The 22,241-nt window shown below is 62.7% G+C and carries 19 protein-coding genes; 9 read left to right on the top strand and 10 right to left on the bottom strand.

Features of this window, described 5'->3' with window-relative positions; all coding sequences use genetic code 11:
* Nucleotides 1–145: 145 nt before the first annotated feature.
* Nucleotides 146–1,738, top strand: coding sequence for an asparagine synthetase B family protein (locus D6201_RS04890; RefSeq protein ID WP_120047797.1), 1,593 nt, complete (start codon nt 146–148; stop codon nt 1,736–1,738).
* Here D6201_RS04890 and D6201_RS04885 read toward each other — a convergent pair.
* Nucleotides 1,719–2,888: a glycosyltransferase family 4 protein gene (locus D6201_RS04885; protein ID WP_133303945.1), complete on the bottom strand. Its 1,170-nt coding sequence runs from the start codon at nt 2,886–2,888 to the stop codon at nt 1,719–1,721. The genes D6201_RS04890 and D6201_RS04885 overlap by 20 nt on opposite strands.
* Nucleotides 2,889–3,473: 585 nt before the next feature.
* On the opposite strand from D6201_RS04885, the gene D6201_RS04880 reads away from it, so the two are divergent.
* Entirely contained in the window at nt 3,474–6,428 is a 2,955-nt protein-coding gene (locus tag D6201_RS04880; RefSeq protein WP_120047795.1) for a TonB-dependent receptor domain-containing protein, read from the top strand.
* A gap of 118 nt (nt 6,429–6,546) precedes the next feature.
* Here D6201_RS04880 and D6201_RS04875 read toward each other — a convergent pair whose 3' ends face one another.
* The 3 genes from D6201_RS04875 to D6201_RS04865 are packed head-to-tail and all read right to left on the bottom strand — an operon-like array spanning nt 6,547 to nt 9,784.
* A complete protein-coding gene (locus tag D6201_RS04875) occupies nt 6,547–7,467 on the bottom strand; it encodes a class I SAM-dependent methyltransferase (RefSeq protein WP_120047794.1) in 921 nt (306 codons plus the stop codon).
* On the bottom strand, nt 7,464–9,008 hold the full coding sequence (locus tag D6201_RS04870) for a tetratricopeptide repeat protein (protein WP_133303944.1): 1,545 nt from the start codon (nt 9,006–9,008) through the stop codon (nt 7,464–7,466). Before D6201_RS04870 ends, D6201_RS04875 begins: the two co-directional genes overlap by 4 nt.
* A 38-nt stretch (nt 9,009–9,046) precedes the next feature.
* Nucleotides 9,047–9,784 (bottom strand): 2OG-Fe(II) oxygenase, encoded by a 738-nt coding sequence (locus tag D6201_RS04865; protein ID WP_120047792.1) that lies wholly within the window; start codon nt 9,782–9,784, stop codon nt 9,047–9,049.
* Nucleotides 9,785–9,903: 119 nt separating this feature from the next.
* Between D6201_RS04865 and D6201_RS04860 the strand changes: the two genes are divergently transcribed.
* Nucleotides 9,904–10,704 carry an outer membrane protein assembly factor BamD gene (locus D6201_RS04860; protein WP_120047791.1) on the top strand — a complete coding sequence of 267 codons (801 nt, stop codon included), beginning with the start codon at nt 9,904–9,906 and terminating at the stop codon, nt 10,702–10,704.
* 25 nt (nt 10,705–10,729) lie between these two features.
* On the opposite strand, the gene D6201_RS04855 is transcribed toward D6201_RS04860, so the two are convergent.
* A complete protein-coding gene (locus D6201_RS04855; RefSeq protein ID WP_120047790.1) occupies nt 10,730–11,047 on the bottom strand; it encodes a PilZ domain-containing protein in 318 nt (105 codons plus the stop codon).
* A 134-nt stretch (nt 11,048–11,181) separates the two neighbouring features.
* On the opposite strand from D6201_RS04855, the gene recN reads away from it, so the two are divergent.
* Genes recN through ligA form a run of 3 tightly spaced genes read left to right on the top strand, consistent with a single transcriptional unit; the run spans nt 11,182 to nt 15,517 of the window.
* Entirely contained in the window at nt 11,182–12,846 is a 1,665-nt protein-coding gene (gene recN, locus D6201_RS04850; protein ID WP_120047789.1) for a DNA repair protein RecN, read from the top strand.
* A complete protein-coding gene (locus D6201_RS04845; RefSeq protein WP_120047788.1) occupies nt 12,843–13,472 on the top strand; it encodes a hypothetical protein in 630 nt (209 codons plus the stop codon). Before recN ends, D6201_RS04845 begins: the two co-directional genes overlap by 4 nt.
* Complete coding sequence (ligA, locus tag D6201_RS04840; RefSeq protein ID WP_120047787.1) at nt 13,469–15,517, top strand: NAD-dependent DNA ligase LigA; 2,049 nt, start codon at nt 13,469–13,471, stop codon at nt 15,515–15,517. Before D6201_RS04845 ends, ligA begins: the two co-directional genes overlap by 4 nt.
* Here ligA and D6201_RS04835 read toward each other — a convergent pair.
* The 5 genes from D6201_RS04835 to D6201_RS04815 form a co-directional block, all read right to left on the bottom strand.
* Nucleotides 15,514–16,185: an SDR family oxidoreductase gene (locus tag D6201_RS04835; protein WP_120047786.1), complete on the bottom strand. Its 672-nt coding sequence runs from the start codon at nt 16,183–16,185 to the stop codon at nt 15,514–15,516. The two genes, ligA and D6201_RS04835, sit on opposite strands and share 4 nt — an antisense overlap.
* A gap of 69 nt (nt 16,186–16,254) precedes the next feature.
* On the bottom strand, nt 16,255–16,965 hold the full coding sequence (locus D6201_RS04830) for a DUF2459 domain-containing protein (protein WP_242447427.1): 711 nt from the start codon (nt 16,963–16,965) through the stop codon (nt 16,255–16,257).
* Entirely contained in the window at nt 16,962–17,870 is a 909-nt protein-coding gene (locus D6201_RS04825) for a 50S ribosomal protein L11 methyltransferase (protein WP_120047785.1), read from the bottom strand. The genes D6201_RS04830 and D6201_RS04825 overlap by 4 nt, the downstream gene beginning before the upstream one ends.
* Nucleotides 17,867–18,796 (bottom strand): MBL fold metallo-hydrolase, encoded by a 930-nt coding sequence (locus tag D6201_RS04820; RefSeq protein WP_120049206.1) that lies wholly within the window; start codon nt 18,794–18,796, stop codon nt 17,867–17,869. Before D6201_RS04820 ends, D6201_RS04825 begins: the two co-directional genes overlap by 4 nt.
* Nucleotides 18,786–19,496, bottom strand: coding sequence for an SDR family NAD(P)-dependent oxidoreductase (locus D6201_RS04815; RefSeq protein WP_120047784.1), 711 nt, complete (start codon nt 19,494–19,496; stop codon nt 18,786–18,788). The genes D6201_RS04820 and D6201_RS04815 overlap by 11 nt, the downstream gene beginning before the upstream one ends.
* A 136-nt stretch (nt 19,497–19,632) precedes the next feature.
* Between D6201_RS04815 and sdhC the strand changes: the two genes are divergently transcribed.
* Genes sdhC through sdhA form a run of 3 tightly spaced genes read left to right on the top strand, consistent with a single transcriptional unit; the run spans nt 19,633 to nt 22,240 of the window.
* The gene (sdhC, locus tag D6201_RS04810; protein WP_120047783.1) at nt 19,633–20,013 is read left to right on the top strand and encodes a succinate dehydrogenase, cytochrome b556 subunit; all 381 of its coding nucleotides are present in this window, start codon (nt 19,633–19,635) and stop codon (nt 20,011–20,013) included.
* 8 nt (nt 20,014–20,021) lie between these two features.
* Nucleotides 20,022–20,411, top strand: a complete 390-nt coding sequence (gene sdhD / locus D6201_RS04805; protein ID WP_120047782.1) for a succinate dehydrogenase, hydrophobic membrane anchor protein — start codon at nt 20,022–20,024, stop codon at nt 20,409–20,411.
* Nucleotides 20,411–22,240, top strand: coding sequence for a succinate dehydrogenase flavoprotein subunit (gene sdhA / locus D6201_RS04800; protein ID WP_120047781.1), 1,830 nt, complete (start codon nt 20,411–20,413; stop codon nt 22,238–22,240). Before sdhD ends, sdhA begins: the two co-directional genes overlap by 1 nt.
* Nucleotide 22,241: the final 1 nt, after the last annotated feature.

Below are 22,241 nucleotides of genomic sequence, written 5' to 3'. Positions count from 1 at the left end.
CACGAAGAAATCGCCTGTGGCCTACCCGTGTTGGCAATCGGCCAACGACAGGAATTTGGGACTACAATTGGCTATTTTGAATCTGAGAGAGAACCTTGTGAGCAACTTTACATGAACGTTCTGTTCCTACACGGTTTGTAGCGACATGATACCAGAACAAATTGTGGCCGCATTACCCCGAGAGCCGGCAAAGGAGCTACCGCCGCTGCAATTTTTTGTCACTGAAAATGTCGAGGAGCAAGGACGGCACAGTCACATGCTCGGGCGTTATTCAGTCGCCCTGTCACCAGACACGGCGTGGGCGATACTACCGGGAGGCCAGGCGGCCATTATCGGCGATCCCTACGATACCGAGATTGCCAACGCAGATATCGATAAAATCGCCACAATTCTGGCGTCTGATGTCGAAGAGGCTGCGGATGATGATCCTGTCTATCCCCTTTGGCTTGCTACACGCAGGCTGGCTGGTCGCTGGATCGTCATGACGATCGACAAAAGCGGGATGCTTCATCTCTTCGGTGATGCATCCATATTGTTCCCGGTATTCTATCATTCGCAAGAACAATTCTGCGCATCATCCAGCCTGTCTTTTCTTACCGGCAAGCTGGACGTGGAGATGACCCGTTCTGCGGCCGAGTTTTTCCAAAGTGAACGATACTACCGGCCGGACATGCTGTCTGAACCAAGCCGACTGACTGACAACACCTATTGGCGCCTCGATTCAACGCCCTACGAGGGTATCTCGCAGTTGGTCGCGAACCACTCCCTGAGTTCAGACGGGACCGTCAGGCGCATTTGGCCGAACCCCCAATTTGATGAGGTGGAACCGCGTACGGTCCATGCCGCCGCCCGTGACGCAGCCGGCAGGCTTGTCAATGTCGCAAAAGCGCTGCCAACCAAATATGATGCTGTCCGAATTCCACTAACGGCTGGCCTGGACAGCCGATGTCTTTTGGCGATAGCCTTGGCAGCTGATATTCCTTTTGAATGCTACACCTATGCACCAGCAGATCATGGCTCCCGCGGCCAGGATTTTCATGCTGACCTTGAAATAGCCAAGCGAATTTCATCTGACTTCGGGATCATTCATCACGAAAAGCGGATGGTGCTTTCCGGAGCAATGTCAGAGGCGGATGAGATATTCAGTAACGTGCGTGAACAAATCAGCTCTCCCACCTTGCCGAGAGAATTCCCGCTGCTCCGTGAACTGGCGACCGAAAGAAAAACAGTTTTCCTGAACGGTAATATGGCCGAAATCGGTCGTGCCCACTGGGGCTATGTCGACTGGCAAAAAGCTACACCAGAAATATTGGGATTGGTGACCCGGGCCATCGGTCATTCGGCCGCAATGGAACCCTACGCGCCTTGGCTTCAAGAATTGCGCGGTGTGGCGCAGAAATTCAGTCTGTTGGACTTTTTGTACTGGGAAGACCGGATGGGTAATTGGCAATCTTCATTTCAACAGCAGATCAACATGATTGCGCCAATTCTCTCACCTTTCAATTGCCACGAGATTCTATGTGCGCTTATGGCCGTGCCATTCAAAAGCCGTACAACGGGGGATGTCCAGAAGGAAATCATCAGTATTCTGGAGCCGCGGCTGTTATCATACCCATTCAACCCCGGTGGGGGCACACTGAAGAACAGAATAAAAGACACCTTGAAAAGCAAGGTCCGAATGATTTCTCGTCAGAATAGCAGGCTCAATTTGTTGTGGTTCAAGTCTCGCCCGCGCTAGCGGCTTCCGCAAAAAGGCGCTCCCATTGAGGCTTGACCTTGGCCTGATCGAATTTGCTTTCCGCACGGCGACGTGCTGCTTGGCTCATCTCTCGCAAAGTATCATGATCATGAGCCAGCGCGGCAATCGAGTTGGCCATTGTTGCGAAATCCCCTTGCTCGACCACTCGCCCTGCGCCTGTTACGTCAAGATTCTCGCGAGCAGAACACACGTCAAAGGAAACAACCGGCGTTCCGCAGGCAAGGCTTTCGATCATACAGCGTGCCATGCCCTCGGCTTCGGACGCTACGATAACCACGTCGAATGCCCGATAATACTCTTCTACATTTGACTGGGGGCCGTGAAATGTCACTCTCTCCGAGAGCCCCGCATCTGCTTCCATCTCGCACTGCTTGTCGTAAGGTTGTGTGTCTGGGTTGAAATCGCCAACGAAATGGATGTGCATCTCCGGCACTTCTGACATCAGCCGGGGAGCACAGTCCTTCAGAAAGGCCAACTGGTTTTTGCGCGGCTGAAAAGAGCCGACAAAACCGACCGCGAAACTGTTCTCAGCGATGCCGAGCGTTTTGCGGATCTGGCGGCGCCGCTGTTCGTCGACAGGACAGAAGCGGTTCAGGTCGACAATACTGCTGATTTCCTCGACTTGCAGCGATTGACTTACAAAGGTTTTTTCGACTGTCGCCTTCATTTCAGATGATAAAACAGTCACATAGTCGATCTTCTCAATAAGCTGATCTTCCCAGATGGGATTTATGGGAGGATCAAACATGTTCGTGTTGCGGACAGTGAAAACGATCGCGGGGCGAAATTTACTGTTTATGCGTACCGCGGCTCTTAGGGCGAATACATCGTTACAATGGATGATATCCGGCCGAAAATTCTGACAAAGGCTCTGCATATTGCGTGCCCAAAAATGCCGCTGTGTCGCCTTTCGTAGCGGATTAGCGCGCGGATTGAACGGATCGATGCTTACGCTTGCTCCTCCGTCCCGCCAGCGCTCTGAGAATTGCGTTTCTAAAGTGGTCGAGAAGTGCCACCTGTAGCTGTTGCGAAGATTCTCGAATATTTGCGTAGCACTTTCAAGGCCGCCATCTGAGCGAAGTTTGCCACTCCATGCGGCAAACAGAATTCGCAAACTGTTTTCGTTCAAAACCTGTTCCTTTGAAAAGTAGCCTTACGTGATCTGCGTCAGATGGCGCCGATATCGAGACACAACCTAGGCGTGCCAAAACATCAATATCATGTGAAGCAACTTTTTTGGCGGCGTGGCGAATGGACAGAAGGGGGTGATGTTCCGTTTTCTACGCCGGAGCTTTTTCAGCGCAGTCTTGTATCGCGCTCGCACATATCACGGCGAAGAAGCAGCACGTGTGCAGATGTAATCCCGAGACGCAGAAAGATGGTTCACGTTCGATCCTGGCACGCCCGTTCGATCGACTGCTGGAGGCGAGAAGAACATGCGCACGACTCCCTTGTTTCTGTCAAGTCTGATGAACGGCACGGCTTCAACCTTCACGATGAAGCCGACAATTGCTTGCTTCCCATGCAATTGTTTCAAAAATGTCACACAACCTTGGTGACAAGTGAAACCTGTCCACACAGCGATTGTGCGAGACTCCGCGAAGTGCTTTGGCGTGAAATCAGGAAGGAGGGTCAGGTCGTGCGACCTCGCGATGCGGGGATGGAAGCGACCTTCCGCCACCTTTCATTACAGTTTCTTACCAGGAGCACATGAATGTTTAATCGCAAGACCAAGGCATCGCTGCTCGCGAGCTCGGTGATCTTCGGATCGCTGATCGCGGCGCCGGTATATGCCCAGGATCAGGACCCGGTCACGCCGGAAGACCCGACCATCGAGCCGCAGGCCGCCGAAGAAGGTGAGCGCATCGTCGTTACCGGTTCGCGCATCCAGCGCCGCAACGTCGAAACCGCCGCGCCGGTCACCGTCGTCGACAGCGAGGAATTCGCGCTTTCGGGTACGGTCAACGTCGAAAACGTGGTCAACACGCTGCCGCAGGTCGTCCCAGGCGTTACGTCCTTCTCGAACAACCCGGGTAACGGCACCGCCTCGCTGAACCTGCGTGGCCTCGGTGCGAACCGTAACCTGTTGCTGGTCAATGGCCGCCGCTGGATGTTCTACGATACCGGCCAGATCGTCGACCTCAACACGATCCCGCAGTTCCTGCTGGAGAGCGTGGACGTCGTGACCGGTGGTGCCTCCGCTGTTTACGGTTCGGACGCGCTTGCCGGCGTCGTCAACTTCCGTCTTCGTGAACTCGACGGTGCCGAAGTCGGCGGTCAGTATTCGATCACCGACCGTGGCGATGGCGATCGCTATCAGATCCACGGTGCGATCGGTGCCGATTTCTCCGAAGGCCGCGGCAACGTGACCGTCTTCGGCGAATACTATAATCGCGACGAGATCTTCCAGGGCGACCGCGAGTTCTCCGCCTTCGCTCTTGGCGGCAATCCGCTCGAGCAGCTGGGCTCCTCGCTTCCGCCGGAAACTCGCCTCACCTACCGTGGTGATGGCGACACCGACGATACCGCGTTCGAAGAGAACAACAATCTTGGCATCTTCGATCCGCAGGGCCAGATCCGCGCGTACGAAACGCCGCGCGACCTTTATAACTTCGCGCCGGTTAACTACCTGCAGCTGCCGCAGGAGCGTTACCTGATCGGCGGTTATGCGAGCTACGAGATCGTGCCGCAGGCCGAACTCTACACGGAAGTGACGTACGTCAACAACCGGGTGGATTCGGAACTCGCTCCGACGCCGATTCTCATCAATACCACGCTCGATATCGAGCAACTGGCCGATGACGGCTTCATCAATGACGACACTGCCGACCAGTTCCGTCAGCTCGATGAAAGCGAAAGCGGCGATGCGCAGGACGATGGCCTGATCTCCGTTCAGATCCGTCGTCGTCTTCAGGAAGCTGGCGGTCGTCGCAATCTCGACGAACGTAACGCTTTCCGCGTGCTTGGTGGCCTTCGTGGTGACATCACCGATTTCCTCAACTACGACGCGTACTACATGTTCGCGCGTACGCGGAACGCCAACATCCAGCAGGGTAACGCCTCCGTTTCGCGCTTCACCGCTGCGGTCAACGGCACCGGTGACACACAGATCAACATTTTCGGTCGCGACACACTTTCGCCCGAAGATGTCGATGTATTCCGCATCCAGGCGCAGAACGGCGACATCTCCGAGCTGCAGGTGGCGTCTGCCGTCATCTCCGGCACGCTGGGCGATTTCGCACTCGGTGCCGCCGAACCGATCGGCTTTGCCGTCGGCGGCGAGTATCGCGAAGTGTTCTCGCGCTTCATCCCTGACGAATTCCTCGCTTCGGGCGACGTTGCCGGCTTCAACGCCGGTCAGCCGACCGAGGGTGGCTATGACGTCAAGGAAGTGTTCGGCGAAGTAAGCATTCCGTTCGAAACCGAAAGTGGCATGCGTGTCGAGCTGACCGGTGCCGGTCGTTATTCCGACTACTCGCTCGAGCGTGTCGGCGGCGTCTGGACTTATGCTGGCGGCATCGAGTTTTCGCCGATCGAGGACATCACGTTCCGCGGCCAGTATCAGCGCGCGGTTCGTGCGCCGAATGTCGGCGAGCTTTTCCAGGGTCAGGCCATCGGCTTCCCCGGTGCGCTCGATCCGTGTGCTGGTAACGGCACGCCCGGTGGCGGCCCGACGCCGAGCGGCGCCCTGCTAGACCTGTGTCTCGATAACGGTGTTCCGGAAGACAATATCGGCCTCGTTCCGCCGAGTGGCAACGGACCGAACCCGATCGTGCAGCCGGATCCGCAGACCGCGGCCTTCTTCGGCGGCAATCCGGATCTGTTCGAAGAAACCTCGGACAGCTACTCGTTCGGTATCGTTCTGCAGCCGACTGCAATTCCGGGCTTCACGCTGACGGCTGACTACTTCGATATCAAGATCGAAGATGCGATCGTCACGCCGAGCCTGCAGACGCAGCTCAACATCTGCTACAACGACCTGACCAGCCTCGACAGCGACTTCTGCTCGAAGTTCGAGAACACGCGCGATGAGACGGGCGCCTTCGACCGTTTCAATGCGCCGGTACTCGGTGGTGAAAACATCGCTTCGCTGGAAACGTCGGGCATCGACCTTCAGGTTGCTTATGACATGGATCTCGGTTTCTCGCTGCTCGGAAACGGTGCATCGGATCTGAACCTGTCGCTGCTGGCCACCTGGACCGAATCTGCGCTTTTCGCGCCGCTTCAGGACGAGCCTGACGATGTCATCGAGTGCGCCGGCCAGTTCGGTCTGACGTGCGGTGAGCCTCAGGCGGCGTTCAAGTGGACGTCGCGTGCAAGCTATGTCGATGGTCCGCTGACCTTCTCGACCCGCTGGCGTCACCTGAGCGCCGTCGATGATGACGATGATGGCACGACCTACATCGTCGACCGGATCGGCGCCTACGACCTGATCGACCTCACTCTGTCTTACGACTTCATGGAAGCGGTGACCTTCACGGTCGGTGTGAACAACCTGTTCGACACCCTGCCGACGACCCCGGAGTTCAATGATGCGGGTCAGGTGGTCAACGAGACCAACACGCTACTTCTCGGCGATTTCAACAATGCCGAGCAGTCCAATACCTACCCGAGCACCTACGACGTGCTGGGCCGTGACTTCTTCGCATCGGTCCTGGTCCGCTTCTAAGCGAACCGACCGAGCGAAAGCTCGACGAAAAACGGGCGGGGGACCTTTGGGTCTCCCGCCCGTTTTTCGTGCCAGATAGGATGAAGCGCCGCAGCGCCAGATTGCAGGACTGTCGCGCCTAGGCGGCGATTTTGAAGCCGCGATAAACCGCGAAGGAATTGGGCGAGCGCCCGTCGCGAAGCTGCACTTCCTCGATCAGCTCGAGACCGGCTTGTTCCATGGCGGCGATCACCGCGTCGCTGTCGCTGGCAGCTTCCGCAGCACGCTCGAGCGATGCGATGCGACCGAGTTCGTTACTCGCCTGGCGCTCGATATCATCAAGCACGGCGATGACATTTGCCGGGTCGTCCTGCCTGCCCAGATGCAATGTGCGGCGGATCGCCTCGGCGATTTCCCATGCGGCGGATGAAGGCCCATGTGCCGCGGCACCCTTTTCCGGGGCCTGCGCGATCGCTTCCGGCATGGTGGAATTGCCACTATTGCGAAGCGAGAGGCTGTTTCGGGCCACGGTCAGCAGATCCTGCTCCTCGATCGCCCAGGCAATCTGCGCCTTGCGGTTGCGATTATGCGCCACGATTGGGCCGTCCTTGCGATGGGACATGATGCCGACGCGCCCGTTCGCGTTAAGCACGCGCGCAATTTCCTTCGCGACGGCGGGGATGTCGCCATATTCGAAGCCGAATTGGCTGACGACAGCGTCGAATTTGCCGCCGTCGAAAGGCAATTCCTCCATCCGCACCCCGCCGAGCATTTTCGTACCTTTTGGCGCGTCCGGCAAAGCGGTGGCGTAATCGATGCCGACGGGCTTGAGATCGCGGCGCGCTTCCAGCATGTATGCCATGACCAGCCCGTCGCCGGTCGCGAGATCGAGCACCTTCGCGCCACGCGGCAGGCGCTTGGCGAATTGCTGCCAGAAGCGGGCGCGCACCCGGTCGATCGCGGCCCATGCTTCCGGCAGGCATCCGCCGCCTTTCCCGCTGGTGCGCGTCTGACGCTCCCAGAACGTGTTCCAGGCTTCGTTGGTCTGCGCGTCGGTCATCGTGTGTCCTGTACGACGTCGAAGGCAACCGTCATGCGGCGGCCTTCGGTGAATGGAAGCGTGCCGTGATAGAGCGTGCTGGGGAACAGCGCGAGGTGGCCGACTTTCGGTTCGAGCACATGCAGCGGTCCGAGGTCGAGATGCATTTTCGGCGGCGGTCTGCCGAGCTCGATCCATCCTGTGCGTTCCGCCGCGCCGCTATTCCCCATGTCATCCGGCAATTCGCAATAGAGCGCCGAGGAGATGATGCCTTGCGGATGCAGATGAGCCGCATGAAAATCGCCACCGCCGCAAAGCCGGACCGACCATGACCCGGCGATCGTCCAGTCGCTGTCTTGGCGGCTGAGTAGCGGATGGCTGTCATCCTTCTCGGGCAGGCCAGATCGGTAGTCGGCGAGCGCGTCGAGGATCGCTTCGTGCAGCCGCGCGAGTTCCGGTTCCATCCGCTCGAACAGGCCGCCGCGTGTCTGTGTGCCGCCGCGCAGGCTCTGGCCGAGCGGGAAGGCGGACGCATCGTGCAAGGCGTGGAGCGTAGGGCGCACCTGCGCCAGAACAGCGTAGGCATCGGGCAGGGCGACCATGCGCACCATGCCATCCTGCCCGTGCAGCCATTGCGCGCGCTCGTTATCTGTGAGCCGCCAGAGCAGGTCTCGCGTGGACCATGCGGCGATATCGTTCGGCCTTTTCTCGATCAGCCTGTCGAGCAGCGCGGCGGCGCGATCATACTCGCCTGTCTGTAGGCGGAAGCGCGCTTCCATCAGCCAGCCATCGGGCAGGTCGGGATCGACAGCTTCGAAATGCGCGGCCGCCGCTTCGGCATCTTCGAGATACCCGGCGAGGGTGCCGGCCATCAGGCGGAAATAGGGCTCATGCGGAAAGGTTTCGCTCGCATCCGTCGCCACGGTCAGCGCGTCTTCGAAACGGTCATGGCCTTCCAGCACTTCAACATGCGCGCGGGGGATAGCGGGATCGTCCGGTTTTTGCCGCGCGGCATCGGCGACGTGCGATGCAAAATCGGCGTCCCCTGCGCCGAGCCGTATTTGCGCGAGCACGCGGAGCGCAGCGACCCAGTTAGGCATTTGTGACACGAGCCGTTCGGCGAGTTCGCGGGCGCGCTGCGTCTCGCCCGATGCGCTGAGAGCTTCCACCAGGCCGAGCCAAGCCTCGCCATCCGCGCGATTGGCGGCGATGGCGGCTTCGAAGCGCCGCGCTGCATCCGCCTCGCCCCGCTCCAGCGCCACGCGGGCGCGGCCGTGCAGCGGACGAGGGGACTGCGGGGCGAGGGCGAGGCTGCGATCGTACCAACGCGCGGCCTCGGCAAGATCGCGCAGCTGCCGCGCCGAATTGGCCCGCGCCGAGCAATAGCGCGGATCGCGCTCCCCTGCCGTCCGATGCCCTTCCAGCACCGCGATAGCCTCCCTATGGCGGTCCAGCCAGCTGAGCGCGATGGCGTGATTGATCGCGAAATCCGGATTACCGGGCGCGAGCCTGGCGGCCTCGGCAAACAGCGTTTCGGCCTCGACGACGTTACCCGCCTTCATCGCCGCATTTCCGGCATTGTTCGCCGATGCCGCGCTATTCAACGGTCCCGCAGCCAGCCATTGATGGTGTATCGACCCTTGGGCGCGAAAGGCGGCACGTAGCTGACCGCGTGATCCTGCGGGACGGCGAAGATGTTGAGGCTGTTGAAGCGCGGGCGCAGGCCCGTCTCGATATCGCCATCCTCATCGTAGAACAGCAGATAGCCGCCCCAGTCCGGGTGCCAGTCTTCCACCGTCAGGTTGAGCACATAGGCGATCCGCCAGCCTTCGGCGACGTGGCTGTCATTGTGGCGCCCCAGAAAATGCTGCGCGGCATAGCAGCTCGCATGCGCATCGGCGCGCTGCAGATCGGGCATGCCGGTAATCTGCCGCATGAGATCGAGAAACGGTTCGGCATTCAGATGTTCGAGGATCACCTCGAAAACGCCGCCCTCGTCCCAGCCCTGCTGCACCGCCTCGACCATGGAATAGCGCAGCGAGCGGAAGGCGTAGTCCCCTCTCGCCGCCGCCGCATCCGTGGCCTTGGCCAGCGCCATCGCTTCCTGCGCCTTGCCGCGTTCCTGCAGCTCACGCGCGCTGAATCCGCAGCCCTTGGCATCGGCGCCCGCCTGCATCGCCATGCCCCACGGCGTGTGCTTTTCGAGGATCATGCGCAGCTCGCGCGCGGTGCCCTGCGTCAACACGTCGCGGATCTGCAACCGCCGCGCCCGCGCGAATTCGGCGGCGAGGGCAGTGCGATCAAGCGCGGGATTGAGTTCGAAAAGCGCCTTGGCCATCGCTGCCACCCTATAGGAAAGCCGCTCGCGCCGCGCCAGCCCCGCTCGTCGCACAAATGCACCGCCACGCGCACACCTTCACTTGGCGTTCAGCGCGGCGGCAGTTATAGGCTGGCATCATGTATTCGCACTCATCGATCAAGGCCGCCATCCTCGCCGCCGCCGGCGCCGTCGCTCTCACCGGTTGCGCGGGAGGCAGCGCGAGCGAGCCGAACGACCTCGCCTATGTCGCGCGTGACGTGGAGTCGCTCTACAATGCGGCGAAGGATCGGCTCGATCAGGGCGATCTGCAGCTCGCCGCCGCCCTGTTCGACGAGGTTGAGCGCCAGCACCCCTATTCCCCCTGGGCCCGCCGCGCCCAGCTGATGAGCGCGTTCAGCTACTACGCCGCGCGCGAATACAATTCGTCGATCCAGTCGGCCTCGCGCTTCCTGTCGATCCACCCCGGCAATGCCGACGCGCCCTATGCCTATTACCTCATCGCACTCAGCTATTACGAGCGGATCAGCGATGTTGAACGCGACCAGGCGATCACCCGCCAGGCGCTGCAGGCGCTGAACGAGATCGTGCGGCGCTATCCCGAAAGCCCCTATGCCGCCGACGCGCGGCTGAAGATCGACCTTGTCAACGATCACCTGGCGGGCAAGGAAATGGAAATCGGCCGTTTCTACCAGGATACCGGGCAATGGCTTGCAAGCGCGCTGCGCTTCCAGAACGTGGTGGACGATTACCAGACGACCAGCCATGCGCCCGAGGCGCTCTACCGCCTCGTCGAATCCAATCTCGCCATAGGCGTGCCCGAAGAAGCGCAGCGCTACGCCGCCGTGCTCGGCGCGAATTATCCGGGCAGTGACTGGTATGAACGCGCATTCAAGCTGATGCAGGAACACGCACCGCAGCGCGTGGCTGCAGGCGGCTGATTTTCAGATAGTGCTGAATGGCCGCTCAGGCGGCGACCATGTCCTTGCGACTGGCATCGATCAGCGCGGACATTTCCGGCATGTGCATCGCGCGATTAAGCGTGACGCCCGCACGTCCGTCATGCGCCCAGCGAATGGTGCCTTCCAGCGCCTTGCCGCAATCGGTGACGAGCGTGACGATATCGCCGGCGAGAAACTCGCTCTGCCCGAGATTGCTGAGGCGCGCGCCCTGCTGCGAAAGCTCGATCAGCAGGCATTTGGCGGCCTTGCGGCCGGTGCGCTTGAGTTGTGCGGGCGTGCGCAGCGCGTAGCGGCGATGTGCCCTGATTGTGAGCACCGACATTTCGGCAGCCCTCCCGTGATTGCGACCCTAACAGGCCAGACATTGGTTAAGATTTCGTATCGCCTCCACCGTTTGGCGACGGGGCATCGTTGCGAAGCGACGAGTCGAGCCGTAAAGCTTGCTGCAACCACGCCATGCTGACTTCGCTCGCCATCCGGAACATCGTGCTGATCGAATCGCTCGACCTTGCCTTCGGGCCGGGATTGGGTGTGCTGACGGGCGAGACGGGGGCGGGCAAGTCGATCCTGCTCGACGCGCTCGGCCTCGTGCTGGGCGCGCGGGCGGAGACGGCGCTGGTGCGCAGCGGGGAAGATCAGGCGAGCGTCACCGCGACTTTCGAATTCGCCGACATGCCGCCCGCCATTGCCGATGCGCTCGAAGACGCAGAGGTTGACCTGGAGCCGGGCGAGCCGCTGATCGCACGCCGCCGGGTGAAGGCAGATGGCGGGTCGAAAGCGTGGGTGAACGATCAGCCGGTCGGCGTGGCGCTGCTGCGCTCCCTGGCGGGCGCGCTGGTGGAACTGCACGGCCAGCACGACGATCGCGGGCTTGTGAACCCACGCGGTCACCGGGCGCTGCTCGACCGGTTTGCCGATGCGGAAGTCGCCAAGGTGACGGCGGCCTGGGAGGCATGGCGGGCGACGCGAGAGGCGCTGGACGGCGCGCGCGCGGACATCGAACAGGCCAAGGCGGATCAGGAACTGCTGCTCGCCCATCTCGCCGAACTGACCGCTATCGAACCGGTGGTGGGTGAGGAACAGGAGCTCGCCGGGGCCCGCTCCGACATGCAGAAAGGCGAGAAGCTGCAGGGCGATCTGGAAGAGCTGCGGCTGGTCTGGGATGGGAGTGAAAGCCCGCTCGCGCGTCTGCGCTCCGCCGCGCGCAAGCTCGACCGGATCGCGCCCGAGCACACATTGCTGGCCGAAGCGCTCGCCTCGCTCGACCGCGCGGTGATCGAGGCGGGGGAAGCGGAGGAAAAGCTGGAAGCCGCGGCCGAGGCGCTGACGCACGACCCGCTCGAACTAGACCGGATAGAGACGCGACTGTTCGAACTGCGCGCGCTCGCCCGCAAGCATTCCGCGCAGGTCGACGATCTGCCCGAAGTGATGCGCTCGCTGCGGGCGAAGCTGGATGCCATCGAGCAGGGCGATGCCGATCTCGCCGATCTGGTGAAGGCGGAGGAAGCGGCAGGCGAGGCCTATCGCAAGGCGGCGCTCAAGCTGCACGATCAACGCGTGAAAGCGGGCGCAAAGCTCGACAAGGCGGTCGCGGGCGAACTCGCCCCGCTCAAGCTGGACGCCGCGCGTTTCCGCACCGATGTGCGCGAATTGCCGGAGGAGCGTTGGGGCGCGCACGGCATGGACGGCGTCGAATTCCTGATCGCCACCAATCCGGGCGCCGACTTCGCGCCGCTGAACAAGATCGCCTCGGGCGGCGAGCTCTCCCGCTTCATCCTCGCGCTCAAAGTCGCACTGGCCGAGCAGGGCGGGGCGGCAACGGTGATCTTCGATGAAATCGACCGCGGCGTTGGCGGGGCGGTGGCAAGCGCCATCGGCGAGCGACTGGCGCGGCTGGCCGAGGGCGGACAGCTGCTGGCCGTGACCCACTCGCCACAAGTCGCGGCGCGGGGCGGGACGCACTACCTGATCGCCAAGGCTTCGAGCGGGACGGTGACGAAGACTTCAGTCGCGCTGCTGGACGAGGGCGGCAGGCAGGAAGAGATCGCGCGGATGCTGAGCGGGGCGGAGGTCACGCCCGAGGCGAGGGCGCAGGCGGATCGATTGCTGGAGGGGGTATGACTGAAGTTGGAGTGCTGATCAATTGGGGGCATACCGGCACGATGCTGTCCGGTGTCGGAACGGTCGCTGGCGCTTTTGCAGTGGCTTTCGTTGGTTGGTTCGGCGCCAAGCAATGGCGAAAGCAAAAGATTCAGAATCAGCAAATTGACACCGCGACAGAAATCCTTCGCTTGGTATACGAGGTCGAGGACGATTTGGCGTTTCTTGTGAAGAATATGACTATACCGCAAGAAGTCGAGTCACTTAAGGCTTTTGGTTTCCAACATCAGTATTCCAGACAGCGTCTCGCGGATCTTGAAGATGAATATTTCTTTTCGATTGTTGCGAATCGAGCTTCTCAGATAAGCCAAAGAACTTATCAACTCAGGGCAAAGTCGGTCGAAGCTCGTCTCATTTTGGGGGAGCAGGCACGAAGCAGGCTTCAGGATTTTTATGAGCACGCTTTAGAAATGCAGTCCGCAGCGCAATTAGGTAATGAAAGTGCGCACACAGATGAAAATGCCATCTATTTCAGAGAGCTTCTGCTCCCAACTGACGGTTCTAACGGCGAATTAATCAGGAAGCTCCCAAAGCTTATCGGCGCGATCGAGGCTGAATTCGCGCAACATACGGTCGCAGGAAAATGACCGAAGCCGAAGCCGCGAACGAGCTGATGAGGCTCGCGAAGGCGATCTCCAAGCACAATCGGCTTTACCATGCCGAGGACGATCCCGAGATTTCGGATGCGGAATACGATGCTCTGGTGCGGCGCAATGCCGAGCTGGAGGCGGCGTTTCCGCATCTTGTACGGGCGGACTCGCCGTCGCAGGATGTGGGGCACGCGGTTGCCACATCGCCGCTGTCCAAGGTCACGCACGAAGTCCGCATGCTCAGCCTCGACAACGCCTTCGCGGACGAGGAGGTGCGCGAATTCGTGGCGCGGGTGCGGCGGTTTCTTTCGCTGGAAGAGGACGCGCCGCTCGCCTTCACGGCGGAGGACAAGATCGACGGGCTGTCCTGCTCACTTCGTTATGAGAAGGGCGAACTGGTCCTCGCCGCGACGCGCGGGGATGGGCAGGTGGGCGAGAACGTCACGCCCAATGTCGCGCATATCGCGGACATTCCGCAGCGGCTTTCCGGCGACGTGCCGGACGTGTTCGAGATACGCGGCGAGGTCTACATGGCGCGCGCCGATTTCCTTGCTCTCAACGCGGCGCAGGAGGAGGCGGGCGGAAAGCTCTTCGCCAATCCGCGCAATGCGGCGGCGGGATCGCTGCGGCAGAAGGATGCGAGCGTCACGGCGCGGCGGCCGCTCAAATTCTGGGCGCATGGATGGGGTGGCGCGTCGGACGTGCCGGGCGAGACGCAGGAAGAGGTCGTGCGCGCGATCGAGAGCTGGGGCGTGCCGGTCAGCCCGCTCTTCGCGCGGGTCGAGAGCGTGGAAGGCATGCTCGCGCATTATGCGAAGATCGCGGAGCAACGCGCTGATCTGCCGTACGAAATCGACGGCGTCGTGTACAAGGTGGACCGGCTCGATTACCAGCAGCGCCTCGGCTTCGTCGCCAAGGCGCCGCGCTGGGCGCTGGCGCACAAGTTTCCGGCCGAGCGAGCCGAGACGACGCTGGAGAGCATCGATATCCAGGTCGGGCGCACGGGCAAGCTGACCCCTGTGGGGCGTCTCGCGCCGGTGCTGGTGGGCGGGGTCACCGTCACCAATGTCACGCTGCACAATCGCGACGAGATCCTACGGCTCGGCGTGCGCCCGGGGGACCGCGTGGTGGTGCAGCGCGCGGGGGACGTGATCCCGCAGGTTGTCGAGAACCTGACGCGCGATGCGGAGCGCCCGGCTTTCGATTTCCCCGATCACTGCCCCGAATGCGGCAGCGAGGCGGTGAGCGAGGAGGGCGAAGTCGATGTGCGCTGCACGAGCGGTCTCATCTGTCCGGCCCAACGCACGGAAAGACTGAAACATTTTGTCAGCCGCGGCGCGCTCGATATCGAGGGATTGGGCGAGAAGACCATCGACCAGTTCTTCGCGCTCGGCTGGCTGGAAAGCCCCGCCGACATCTTCCGCCTGCATGAACGCCGCCAAGAGATTCTCTCGCTTGACGGGTGGAAGGACAAGTCTGTGGATAATCTGTTAGCATCTGTGGAAAGCAAGCGCTCGCCCGACGCCGCGCGGCTGCTCTTCGGCCTCGGCATCCGCCATGTCGGCGCGGTGACGGCGCGCGTCCTGATGAAGCATTTTCACGAATTGCCAACACTACGCGAGACGGCCGAGAAAGCCTGCGCGGGCGACGAGGCTGCGGAGGCCGAACTCACCGCCATCGACGGGATCGGCGGCGCGGTGGTCGAGGCGCTGGGCGACTTCTTCCACGAGGAGCACAATCGCGCCGTGTGGGACGACTTGCTGAGCGAACTGGACCCGTCGCGCTACGAAGTCGCCACCGTCGACAGCCCGGTCGCGGGCAAGACGGTCGTCTTCACCGGTAAGCTGGAGACGATGAGCCGCGACGAGGCCAAGGCGCAGGCCGAGCGACTGGGCGCGAAGGCCTCAGGCTCGGTCAGCGCGAAGACAGACCTGCTCGTCGCCGGGCCGGGCGCGGGCAGCAAGCTGAAGAAGGCCGAAGAACTCGGCATCGAGGTGATGGACGAGGCGGGCTGGGCCGCCATCGTCGCTGCCGCCAGTTAGTCGTTCGGCATGAGGTGTATCTCGCGCACGCAGCTGGTGTCCGGCTGTTCGAGCGCGAAGACGACCGCGTCGCCGATATCTTCGGGCTGCAGCTTGGTGGGCTTGGGCTCGTCGAAGAAATCGGTATCGACCATGCCCGGCGAGATCACCGTGCAGCGGCCCTGCCATTCGCGCATTTCCTCGGCCAGATTGCCCGCGAAGCCATGCACGAACCACTTGGTCGCGGAATAGATCGAGCCCTTGAAATGCTCGCGTCCGGCCTTGGAGCCGGTGACGATGAAGTGGCCCTTGGTTTTCTTGAGATGCGGCAGCGTCGCATGCGCGGTGTAGAGCACGGCGAGGATGTTGAGGTGGATCATGTCGTGCCACTCTTCGGGATCGCCATTCTCGACGCCGGGATTGTTCACGCCCGTGCCGGCATTGGCGAACACGCCGGTCAGCTCGCCGAAATGATCGACTGTCCTGGCCACCGCGTCCGTCAGCGCGTCGCGATCCGTCACGTCGCAGGGGAGGGCGAGCGCCCTGTCGCCGATCTCGTCCGCCAGCGATTTCAGCTTGTCTTCGGAGCGGGCGAGTAGGGCGACGTTCCAGCCAGCCTTGGCGGCGGCTTTTGCGGTGGCGTGGCCGATGCCGGAAGATGCGCCGGTGATCAGGAGGGTCTTGCTCATGGAAATGTCTTTCGATTGCGAGGGAAGGTTCGCTCGAAAGAATGGCCGGAGGCGGTGGCGGGTTCCGGGCTAGACGGTATCATCCTCCCGCCGCTCGTCCGGCGCGGGGATCCACTTCATCACGCCGCCCGCCAGCGGCGTCCACGCCCCCATTTCGACGCCCGCATCTGCCAGCCTGTCGCCCACCCACGTGTTGCAGGTGTTGCCCATCGTGTAGTCGCTGAGCGCTTCGTAATAGGCATCGTCGGCATAGGTGCCGCGCAATTCCTCGCGCACCGCGCCTTCGGGCAGCACCGGCATGTCGCCCTCGATAGCGGAGACGAGCGCTGCATATTGCTCTCGGCTTATGCGCAGAGGGCGGTGATATTCACTGGGCGCCGGGCGGATGTAATGGCTGACGCGAACGAGCGATTCGCCGCCAAGCGTGGCGATACGCAGCGCGGTGGCGGGCGTCAGATCGTCCCAGGTGGGCACGTGGAGGAAAACCTCGCGCTCTCCGTAACCGATGGCGAGATGGGTGGGCAGTTCGCCCGACGGCCGGGGCCGCAGCGCGCTGGGAAAGGTCTCCCGCCAGTCCTTCTGCTCGTTCGCCACGGGAACGATGATCGAGGTGTGCGTGCCGTTGGTTTCAACCATGATCTCGACGCCGTCCTCGGGCTGCTGCCAGTCGGCATTTTCCGGCACCGAGCTGCCGATCCATGCGGCCAGGATGTAGGCCCCGAAGAGGGCGACGACCGCCGCGACTGTGCCGAGCGCGATGCGGAGCGTGCGGCGCATCATCCGGCGAAGCGGTGCCGCAGCCAGAGGATCGACCAGTCGCCCCGATGCAATCGGCGCTGCAGCCGAAATCCGGCGCGCAGATAGGCGGCGCGCACGCCCCGCTCCTGTGTGATCAGCAGGCCGGATAGAAGGATGTCGCCGCGCGGCGCAACGGCTTCGGCGAAGTCCGGCGCCAGCGCGATCAGCGGACCGGCAAGGATATTGGCGATCAGCAGATCGAACGGCGCGGCGGCTTCGAGCACCGGATGTTCCATGCCGTCCGCCACGAGCATGGTGACTTCGCCCGGGCCGTGACCGGTACGCACGTCGTTGCGCTCCGCATTCTCGACGACCGCCGGTGCGCAGACCGGGTCGATATCGGTCGCGGTCGTGACGGCACGCGGCCAGAGATGGAGCGCGGCGAAAGCGAGCAGGCCGGTGCCGGTGCCGATATCGGCGACGTGTCGCGGATGCAGGCCGCAGCGGCGCATGGCATCGAGCATTTCCAGGCAGCCCGCCGTGGTCTCGTGATGGCCGGTGCCGAAAGCCTGCGCGGCCGGAATGCAGAAATTGCGCGCCCCCGCCTCCTCGCTCGGCGCGTGGTCCGGCGTGTGGACATGGAAGCGCCCGGCGCGGATCGGCTCGACACCGCGCTGGCTTTCGCTCACCCAGTCGGCATCGGGCAATTCCTCGGCAGCAAGGCGCGGTGCCTCCTCGCCTTCGAATAACGCGCGGATGGTTTTGCGATGGGCGGCGGTGGGTTTCCCCGGCAGATATGCGTCGAGCTGCCAGGTGTCGGGATCGTCGGCATCCAGTTCGAAGCCGGTCAGAACGATTGCGTCGTCCCACCCCGGCCATTCCTCCCGCCGTGCGAGCGCCGCCTCGACGCGCGCTTTCGTGGCGGTGGCGGAGAGTTTCCAGCTCACTGCGCAGCCTCTTCGGCCAGACGCCGGTCGAGCCGCTCTTCGATTGCTGCTGCATATTCCGCGCAGCCGGGCGCGGCGGTCAGATCGCCCGCCACCAGCTTGTCCCGCATGCGGCTGGCGGAGGGATGCGGCGTGAGCAGGATGTCGCAATCGAGCGCTGCCAGCCGGGAGAGCCCGTCACGGTATGCCGCGACATAATTGGGGCGGTCGGAGAAGCGATAGCCGTCCGCGCTGACGGGGGAGAGGCTGTCGGCATAGACGATTGTCTTGCAGTCCGTGCCTTCGCAGCTTTCCCACTGCCAGCTCAGCGCACCGGGCGTGTGGCCGGGCGTGGCGATGGGCGTGAAGGTCAATCCGGCGATGGTGACGGGCTGGCCGGGCGTGATGGCGGACACATATTGCGCCGGCACCGGTCGCATGGGCGTGTGCATGCCGCGCTGCGGATCGTCCGGATGATCCTGCCCGGTCTTGATCACCTGCTCCGCTTGCGGCGAAGTCAGGATCGGCGCGCCGCTGTTCTGGTGCACCCACCACGCGCCGCCGACATGGTCGAAATGTTCGTGGCTCGTGAGCACGGCGGCGAGGTTCTCCGGCCTGAAGCCGAGCAGGCGGATATTCTCCAGCACCACGCGCGCGCCTCCGCGAGTGCCAGTGTCGAGCAGCACGTGCCCCTCCGCCCCGGCGACCAGCAGCGCGCTGATGCCGCACGTGCCGACATGATAGGTGTCGCCATGTACGCGGAACGGCGCGGCGCGCTTGTCCCACTCGTCCCAATCCGTGCAATTCGCGGTCCATTCCGCAGCTGGCGCGGCAACCTCGCGCGCTGCCTGCACCACGGACGCGCTGGCCGGCGGTGCAGGCGGCTGCGGCGCAACGCAGGCGGTGGCGAGCAAGGCCAGGAGTGCGGGAAGCGATCTACCGAACAAAGCTTGCTCCATTGGCGTCGATCACGGCACCGGTCATGCTGGCGGGGGCGTCGAGGGCGCAGAAGGTGGCGACCTGGGCGATCTCTTCCGGCTCTGCCACGCGGCCGAGCGGAATGTCGGCCAGCAGGCCGTCGCCGCCGCGGCTTTCCACATAATCGCCCGCCATGCTCGTATCGGTGAAGCCGGGCGTGATGGCGAAGCTGAGGATACCGTCCCGGGCATAGGCGCGCGCGATCGTCTTGTGCATCGCCACCATCCCGCCCTTTGCCGCGGCGTAGTGCCAGTGCGCCGGGCTGTCCCCGCGATAGGCGGCGCGGCTGGAGATGTGAACGATGCGCCCCTTGCGGCCGGTGGCCCGCCAGTGACGCACGGCAAAGCGTGAAAGCTGCGCGGCGCTGGTAAGGTTGATGCGCAGCGTATCCTCCCACCGGTCCAGCCATTCGATATCGCTGGCGTTGAGCGGGCTTTCCGCAAACAGCCCGGCATTGTTGATCAGCACATCGATACGGCCGCCCAGCCGCTCCATCGCTTCCTGCCACAGGAATTGCGAGGCGGGCGGTTCGCTGAAATCGGCGGCAATCGTGTCGGCATCCACCGCGCGGGTCGCATGGCCGACCACCGTCGCACCGCGGCTGCGCAGTTGTTCCGCAATGGCAAAGCCGATGCCGCGGCTGGTGCCGGTGACGAGGATATTGGTCATGCTGGCGGGGTTTAGGCGCTGGCGAGGCAGCGTCAATATCGCGAAGGAAATCCGCGAAATACCGCCATAGGCCCGCTTGTCTCGCGGCGGTTATGCGCTAAGTGGGCTGCACATTCGCATTCGATGGGACTTACGCATGGCCAACCGCCCGCTATCGCCGCATCTCGGCATCTGGAAATGGGGACCGCATATGGCGGTTTCCATCCTCCACCGCGTTTCCGGAGACGGCATGGCGATCGTCGGCCTGTTCGTCCTGATCTGGTGGCTGGGCGCGCTGGCGAGCGGGCCGGAATATTACGGCCACTTCACCGACTGGATGGGCTCGCCCCTCGGTTACATCGTTCTGATCGGTCTGACCTGGGCTTTCTTCAATCACGCCGCATCGGGCATCCGCCACTTCGTGCTGGATACCGGCGCGGGTTACGAACTCGAAACGAACCGCAACTGGTCCTGGATCTCGATGTTTGCCGCAATGGCGATCACCGCGGCGATCTGGGCCTACATCCTGCTGCGCTAGGAATATTCATGGGTAACGGAACTTCCATCGGCCGCGTGCGCGGCCTCGGCGCGGCACACGAAGGGCCGCATCACTGGCTGGTGCAGCGCTTTACCGCGGTCGGCAACCTCATCACCGTGCTGTTCCTGATCGGCTCGCTGATCATGCTGCCCAATCTGGATCACGCCACCGTCAGTGAATGGATCGCCGATCCGGTGCCCGCCTTCATGATGGCGCTGCTCGTCATCAGCACGTTCTGGCACGCGCGGCTGGGCCTGCAGGTGCTGGTCGAGGATTACGTCCACACGCCCGGCAACAAGTTCGCGAGCCTGCTCGTGCTCAATTTCTGGACCTTCGCAGGGGCCGGTTTCGGCCTGTTCTGCATCGCCCGCCTCGCTATCGGCGGAGGAGCCGCATAATGGCGCATAAAGCCACATTCGAAATCAACGGACGCGCTTACCCGATCATAGATCACACCTATGACGTGGTGGTCGTCGGCGCCGGCGGCAGCGGGCTGCGCGCGACGATGGGCGCGGCGGAGGCGGGCCTGAAGACGGCGAACATCTCCAAGGTCTTCCCGACGCGCTCCCACACCGTGGCGGCGCAGGGCGGCATCGCGGCGAGCCTTGGCAACAACACGCCCGACCACTGGTCCTGGCACATGTACGACACTGTGAAGGGTGCCGACTGGCTGGGCGACCAGGATGCGATCGAATATCTGGCGCGAGAGGCGCCTCAGGCAGTGTACGAGCTGGAGCATGCTGGAGTGCCTTTCAGCCGCAACGAGGACGGCACGATCTACCAGCGGCCATTCGGCGGCCACATGCAGAATCTGGGCGAAGGCCCGCCCGTGCAGCGCACCTGCGCCGCGGCGGACCGCACAGGGCATGCCATGCTCCACGCGCTCTATCAGCAGAGCCTGAAATACGACGCCGATTTCTTCATCGAATATTTTGCCATCGACCTGATCATGAAGGAAGGCACCTGCGTCGGCGTTATCGCCATGTGCCTCGATGACGGATCGATTCACCGCTTCCGTTCGCACGGCGTGGTGCTGGCGACCGGCGGCTATGGTCGCTGCTACTACACCGCCACCAGCGCGCATACCTGCACGGGGGATGGCGGCGGCATGGTGCTGCGCGCAGGCCTGCCGTTGCAGGACATGGAATTCGTGCAGTTCCACCCGACCGGCATTTACGGCGCGGGCGTGCTGATTACCGAAGGCGCGCGGGGCGAGGGCGGCTACCTCACGAACTCCGAAGGCGAGCGGTTCATGGAACGCTACGCTCCATCCGCGAAGGATCTGGCCAGCCGCGACGTCGTCTCCCGCTCCATGGCGCTGGAAATGCGCGAAGGGCGCGGGGTGGGCGACAATGGCGACCACATCTATCTGCACCTCGACCACATCGACCCGGACGTGCTCGCCGCGCGCCTGCCGGGCATCACCGAAAGCGGCAAGATTTTCGCCGGTGTCGACCTGACGCGCCAGCCGCTGCCCGTGACGCCGACTGTGCATTACAATATGGGCGGCATTCCGTGTAACTATCACGGCGAAGTCGTGACTGTGGGCGCGGACGGCCCTGACACCGTCGTGCCCGGCCTGTTCGCGGTGGGGGAGGCGGCATGTGTGTCGGTCCACGGCGCTAATCGTCTCGGCTCCAACTCGCTGATCGACCTCGTCGTCTTCGGCCGCGCCACCGGTTTCCGGCTGAAGGAACTGATCAAGCCCGGTGCCAGCCATGACGAGCTGCCCGCCGACAGCGCCGAATTCGCGCTCACCCGGCTCGACCATTTCCGTCACGCCGATGGCGGTTCCACCACCGCCTCGCTGCGCACCGAAATGCAGCAGACCATGCAGAAGCATGCCGCCGTCTTCCGGGACAGCGAGCTTATGAGCGAAGGCGTGCGCCAGCTGACCGAGACCAACACCAAGCTTCAGGACGTGAAGGTCCACGATCGCTCGCTGATCTGGAACAGCGACCTCATCGAGACGCTGGAGCTCGACAACCTCATGGCGCAGGCTGTGGTGACGATGCACAGCGCGGAAAACCGCAAGGAAAGCCGCGGCGCCCATGCGCATGAGGACTATCCCGATCGCGACGACGCCAACTGGATGAAGCACACCGCCGCCTGGTTCGAAGGCTGGGGCGGCACCAGCGGCGATGTGAAAATCGACTACCGCCCGGTCCACGAATACACGCTGACCGACGACGCGACCTATATCGAGCCGAAGAAGCGGGTTTATTGAT

It is taken from the genome of Aurantiacibacter aquimixticola (assembly GCF_003605475.1).
GTDB classification, from domain to species: Bacteria; Pseudomonadota; Alphaproteobacteria; order Sphingomonadales; family Sphingomonadaceae; genus Alteraurantiacibacter; species Alteraurantiacibacter aquimixticola_B.
The sequence above is the reverse complement of the archived record's forward strand: the minus strand, read 5'-3'. Positions and strand labels throughout refer to the sequence as shown.

Excerpts from the sequence above, each read along its gene's own strand:
- D6201_RS04880 (WP_120047795.1), top strand. The coding sequence starts at position 3,474 with ATGTTTAATCGCAAGACCAAGGCATCGCTGCTCGCGAGCTCGGTGATC.
- sdhC (WP_120047783.1), top strand. The coding sequence starts at position 19,633 with ATGGCCAACCGCCCGCTATCGCCGCATCTCGGCATCTGGAAATGGGGA.
- D6201_RS04875 (WP_120047794.1), bottom strand. The coding sequence starts at position 7,467 with ATGACCGACGCGCAGACCAACGAAGCCTGGAACACGTTCTGGGAGCGT.
- ligA (WP_120047787.1), top strand. The coding sequence starts at position 13,469 with ATGACCGAAGCCGAAGCCGCGAACGAGCTGATGAGGCTCGCGAAGGCG.
- D6201_RS04845 (WP_120047788.1), top strand. The coding sequence starts at position 12,843 with ATGACTGAAGTTGGAGTGCTGATCAATTGGGGGCATACCGGCACGATG.
- recN (WP_120047789.1), top strand. The coding sequence starts at position 11,182 with ATGCTGACTTCGCTCGCCATCCGGAACATCGTGCTGATCGAATCGCTC.
- D6201_RS04835 (WP_120047786.1), bottom strand. The coding sequence starts at position 16,185 with ATGAGCAAGACCCTCCTGATCACCGGCGCATCTTCCGGCATCGGCCAC.
- D6201_RS04860 (WP_120047791.1), top strand. The coding sequence starts at position 9,904 with ATGTATTCGCACTCATCGATCAAGGCCGCCATCCTCGCCGCCGCCGGC.
- D6201_RS04815 (WP_120047784.1), bottom strand. The coding sequence starts at position 19,496 with ATGACCAATATCCTCGTCACCGGCACCAGCCGCGGCATCGGCTTTGCC.
- D6201_RS04865 (WP_120047792.1), bottom strand. The coding sequence starts at position 9,784 with ATGGCCAAGGCGCTTTTCGAACTCAATCCCGCGCTTGATCGCACTGCC.
- sdhA (WP_120047781.1), top strand. The coding sequence starts at position 20,411 with ATGGCGCATAAAGCCACATTCGAAATCAACGGACGCGCTTACCCGATC.
- D6201_RS04870 (WP_133303944.1), bottom strand. The coding sequence starts at position 9,008 with ATGAAGGCGGGTAACGTCGTCGAGGCCGAAACGCTGTTTGCCGAGGCC.
- D6201_RS04830 (WP_242447427.1), bottom strand. The coding sequence starts at position 16,965 with ATGATGCGCCGCACGCTCCGCATCGCGCTCGGCACAGTCGCGGCGGTC.
- sdhD (WP_120047782.1), top strand. The coding sequence starts at position 20,022 with ATGGGTAACGGAACTTCCATCGGCCGCGTGCGCGGCCTCGGCGCGGCA.
- D6201_RS04855 (WP_120047790.1), bottom strand. The coding sequence starts at position 11,047 with ATGTCGGTGCTCACAATCAGGGCACATCGCCGCTACGCGCTGCGCACG.
- D6201_RS04890 (WP_120047797.1), top strand. The coding sequence starts at position 146 with ATGATACCAGAACAAATTGTGGCCGCATTACCCCGAGAGCCGGCAAAG.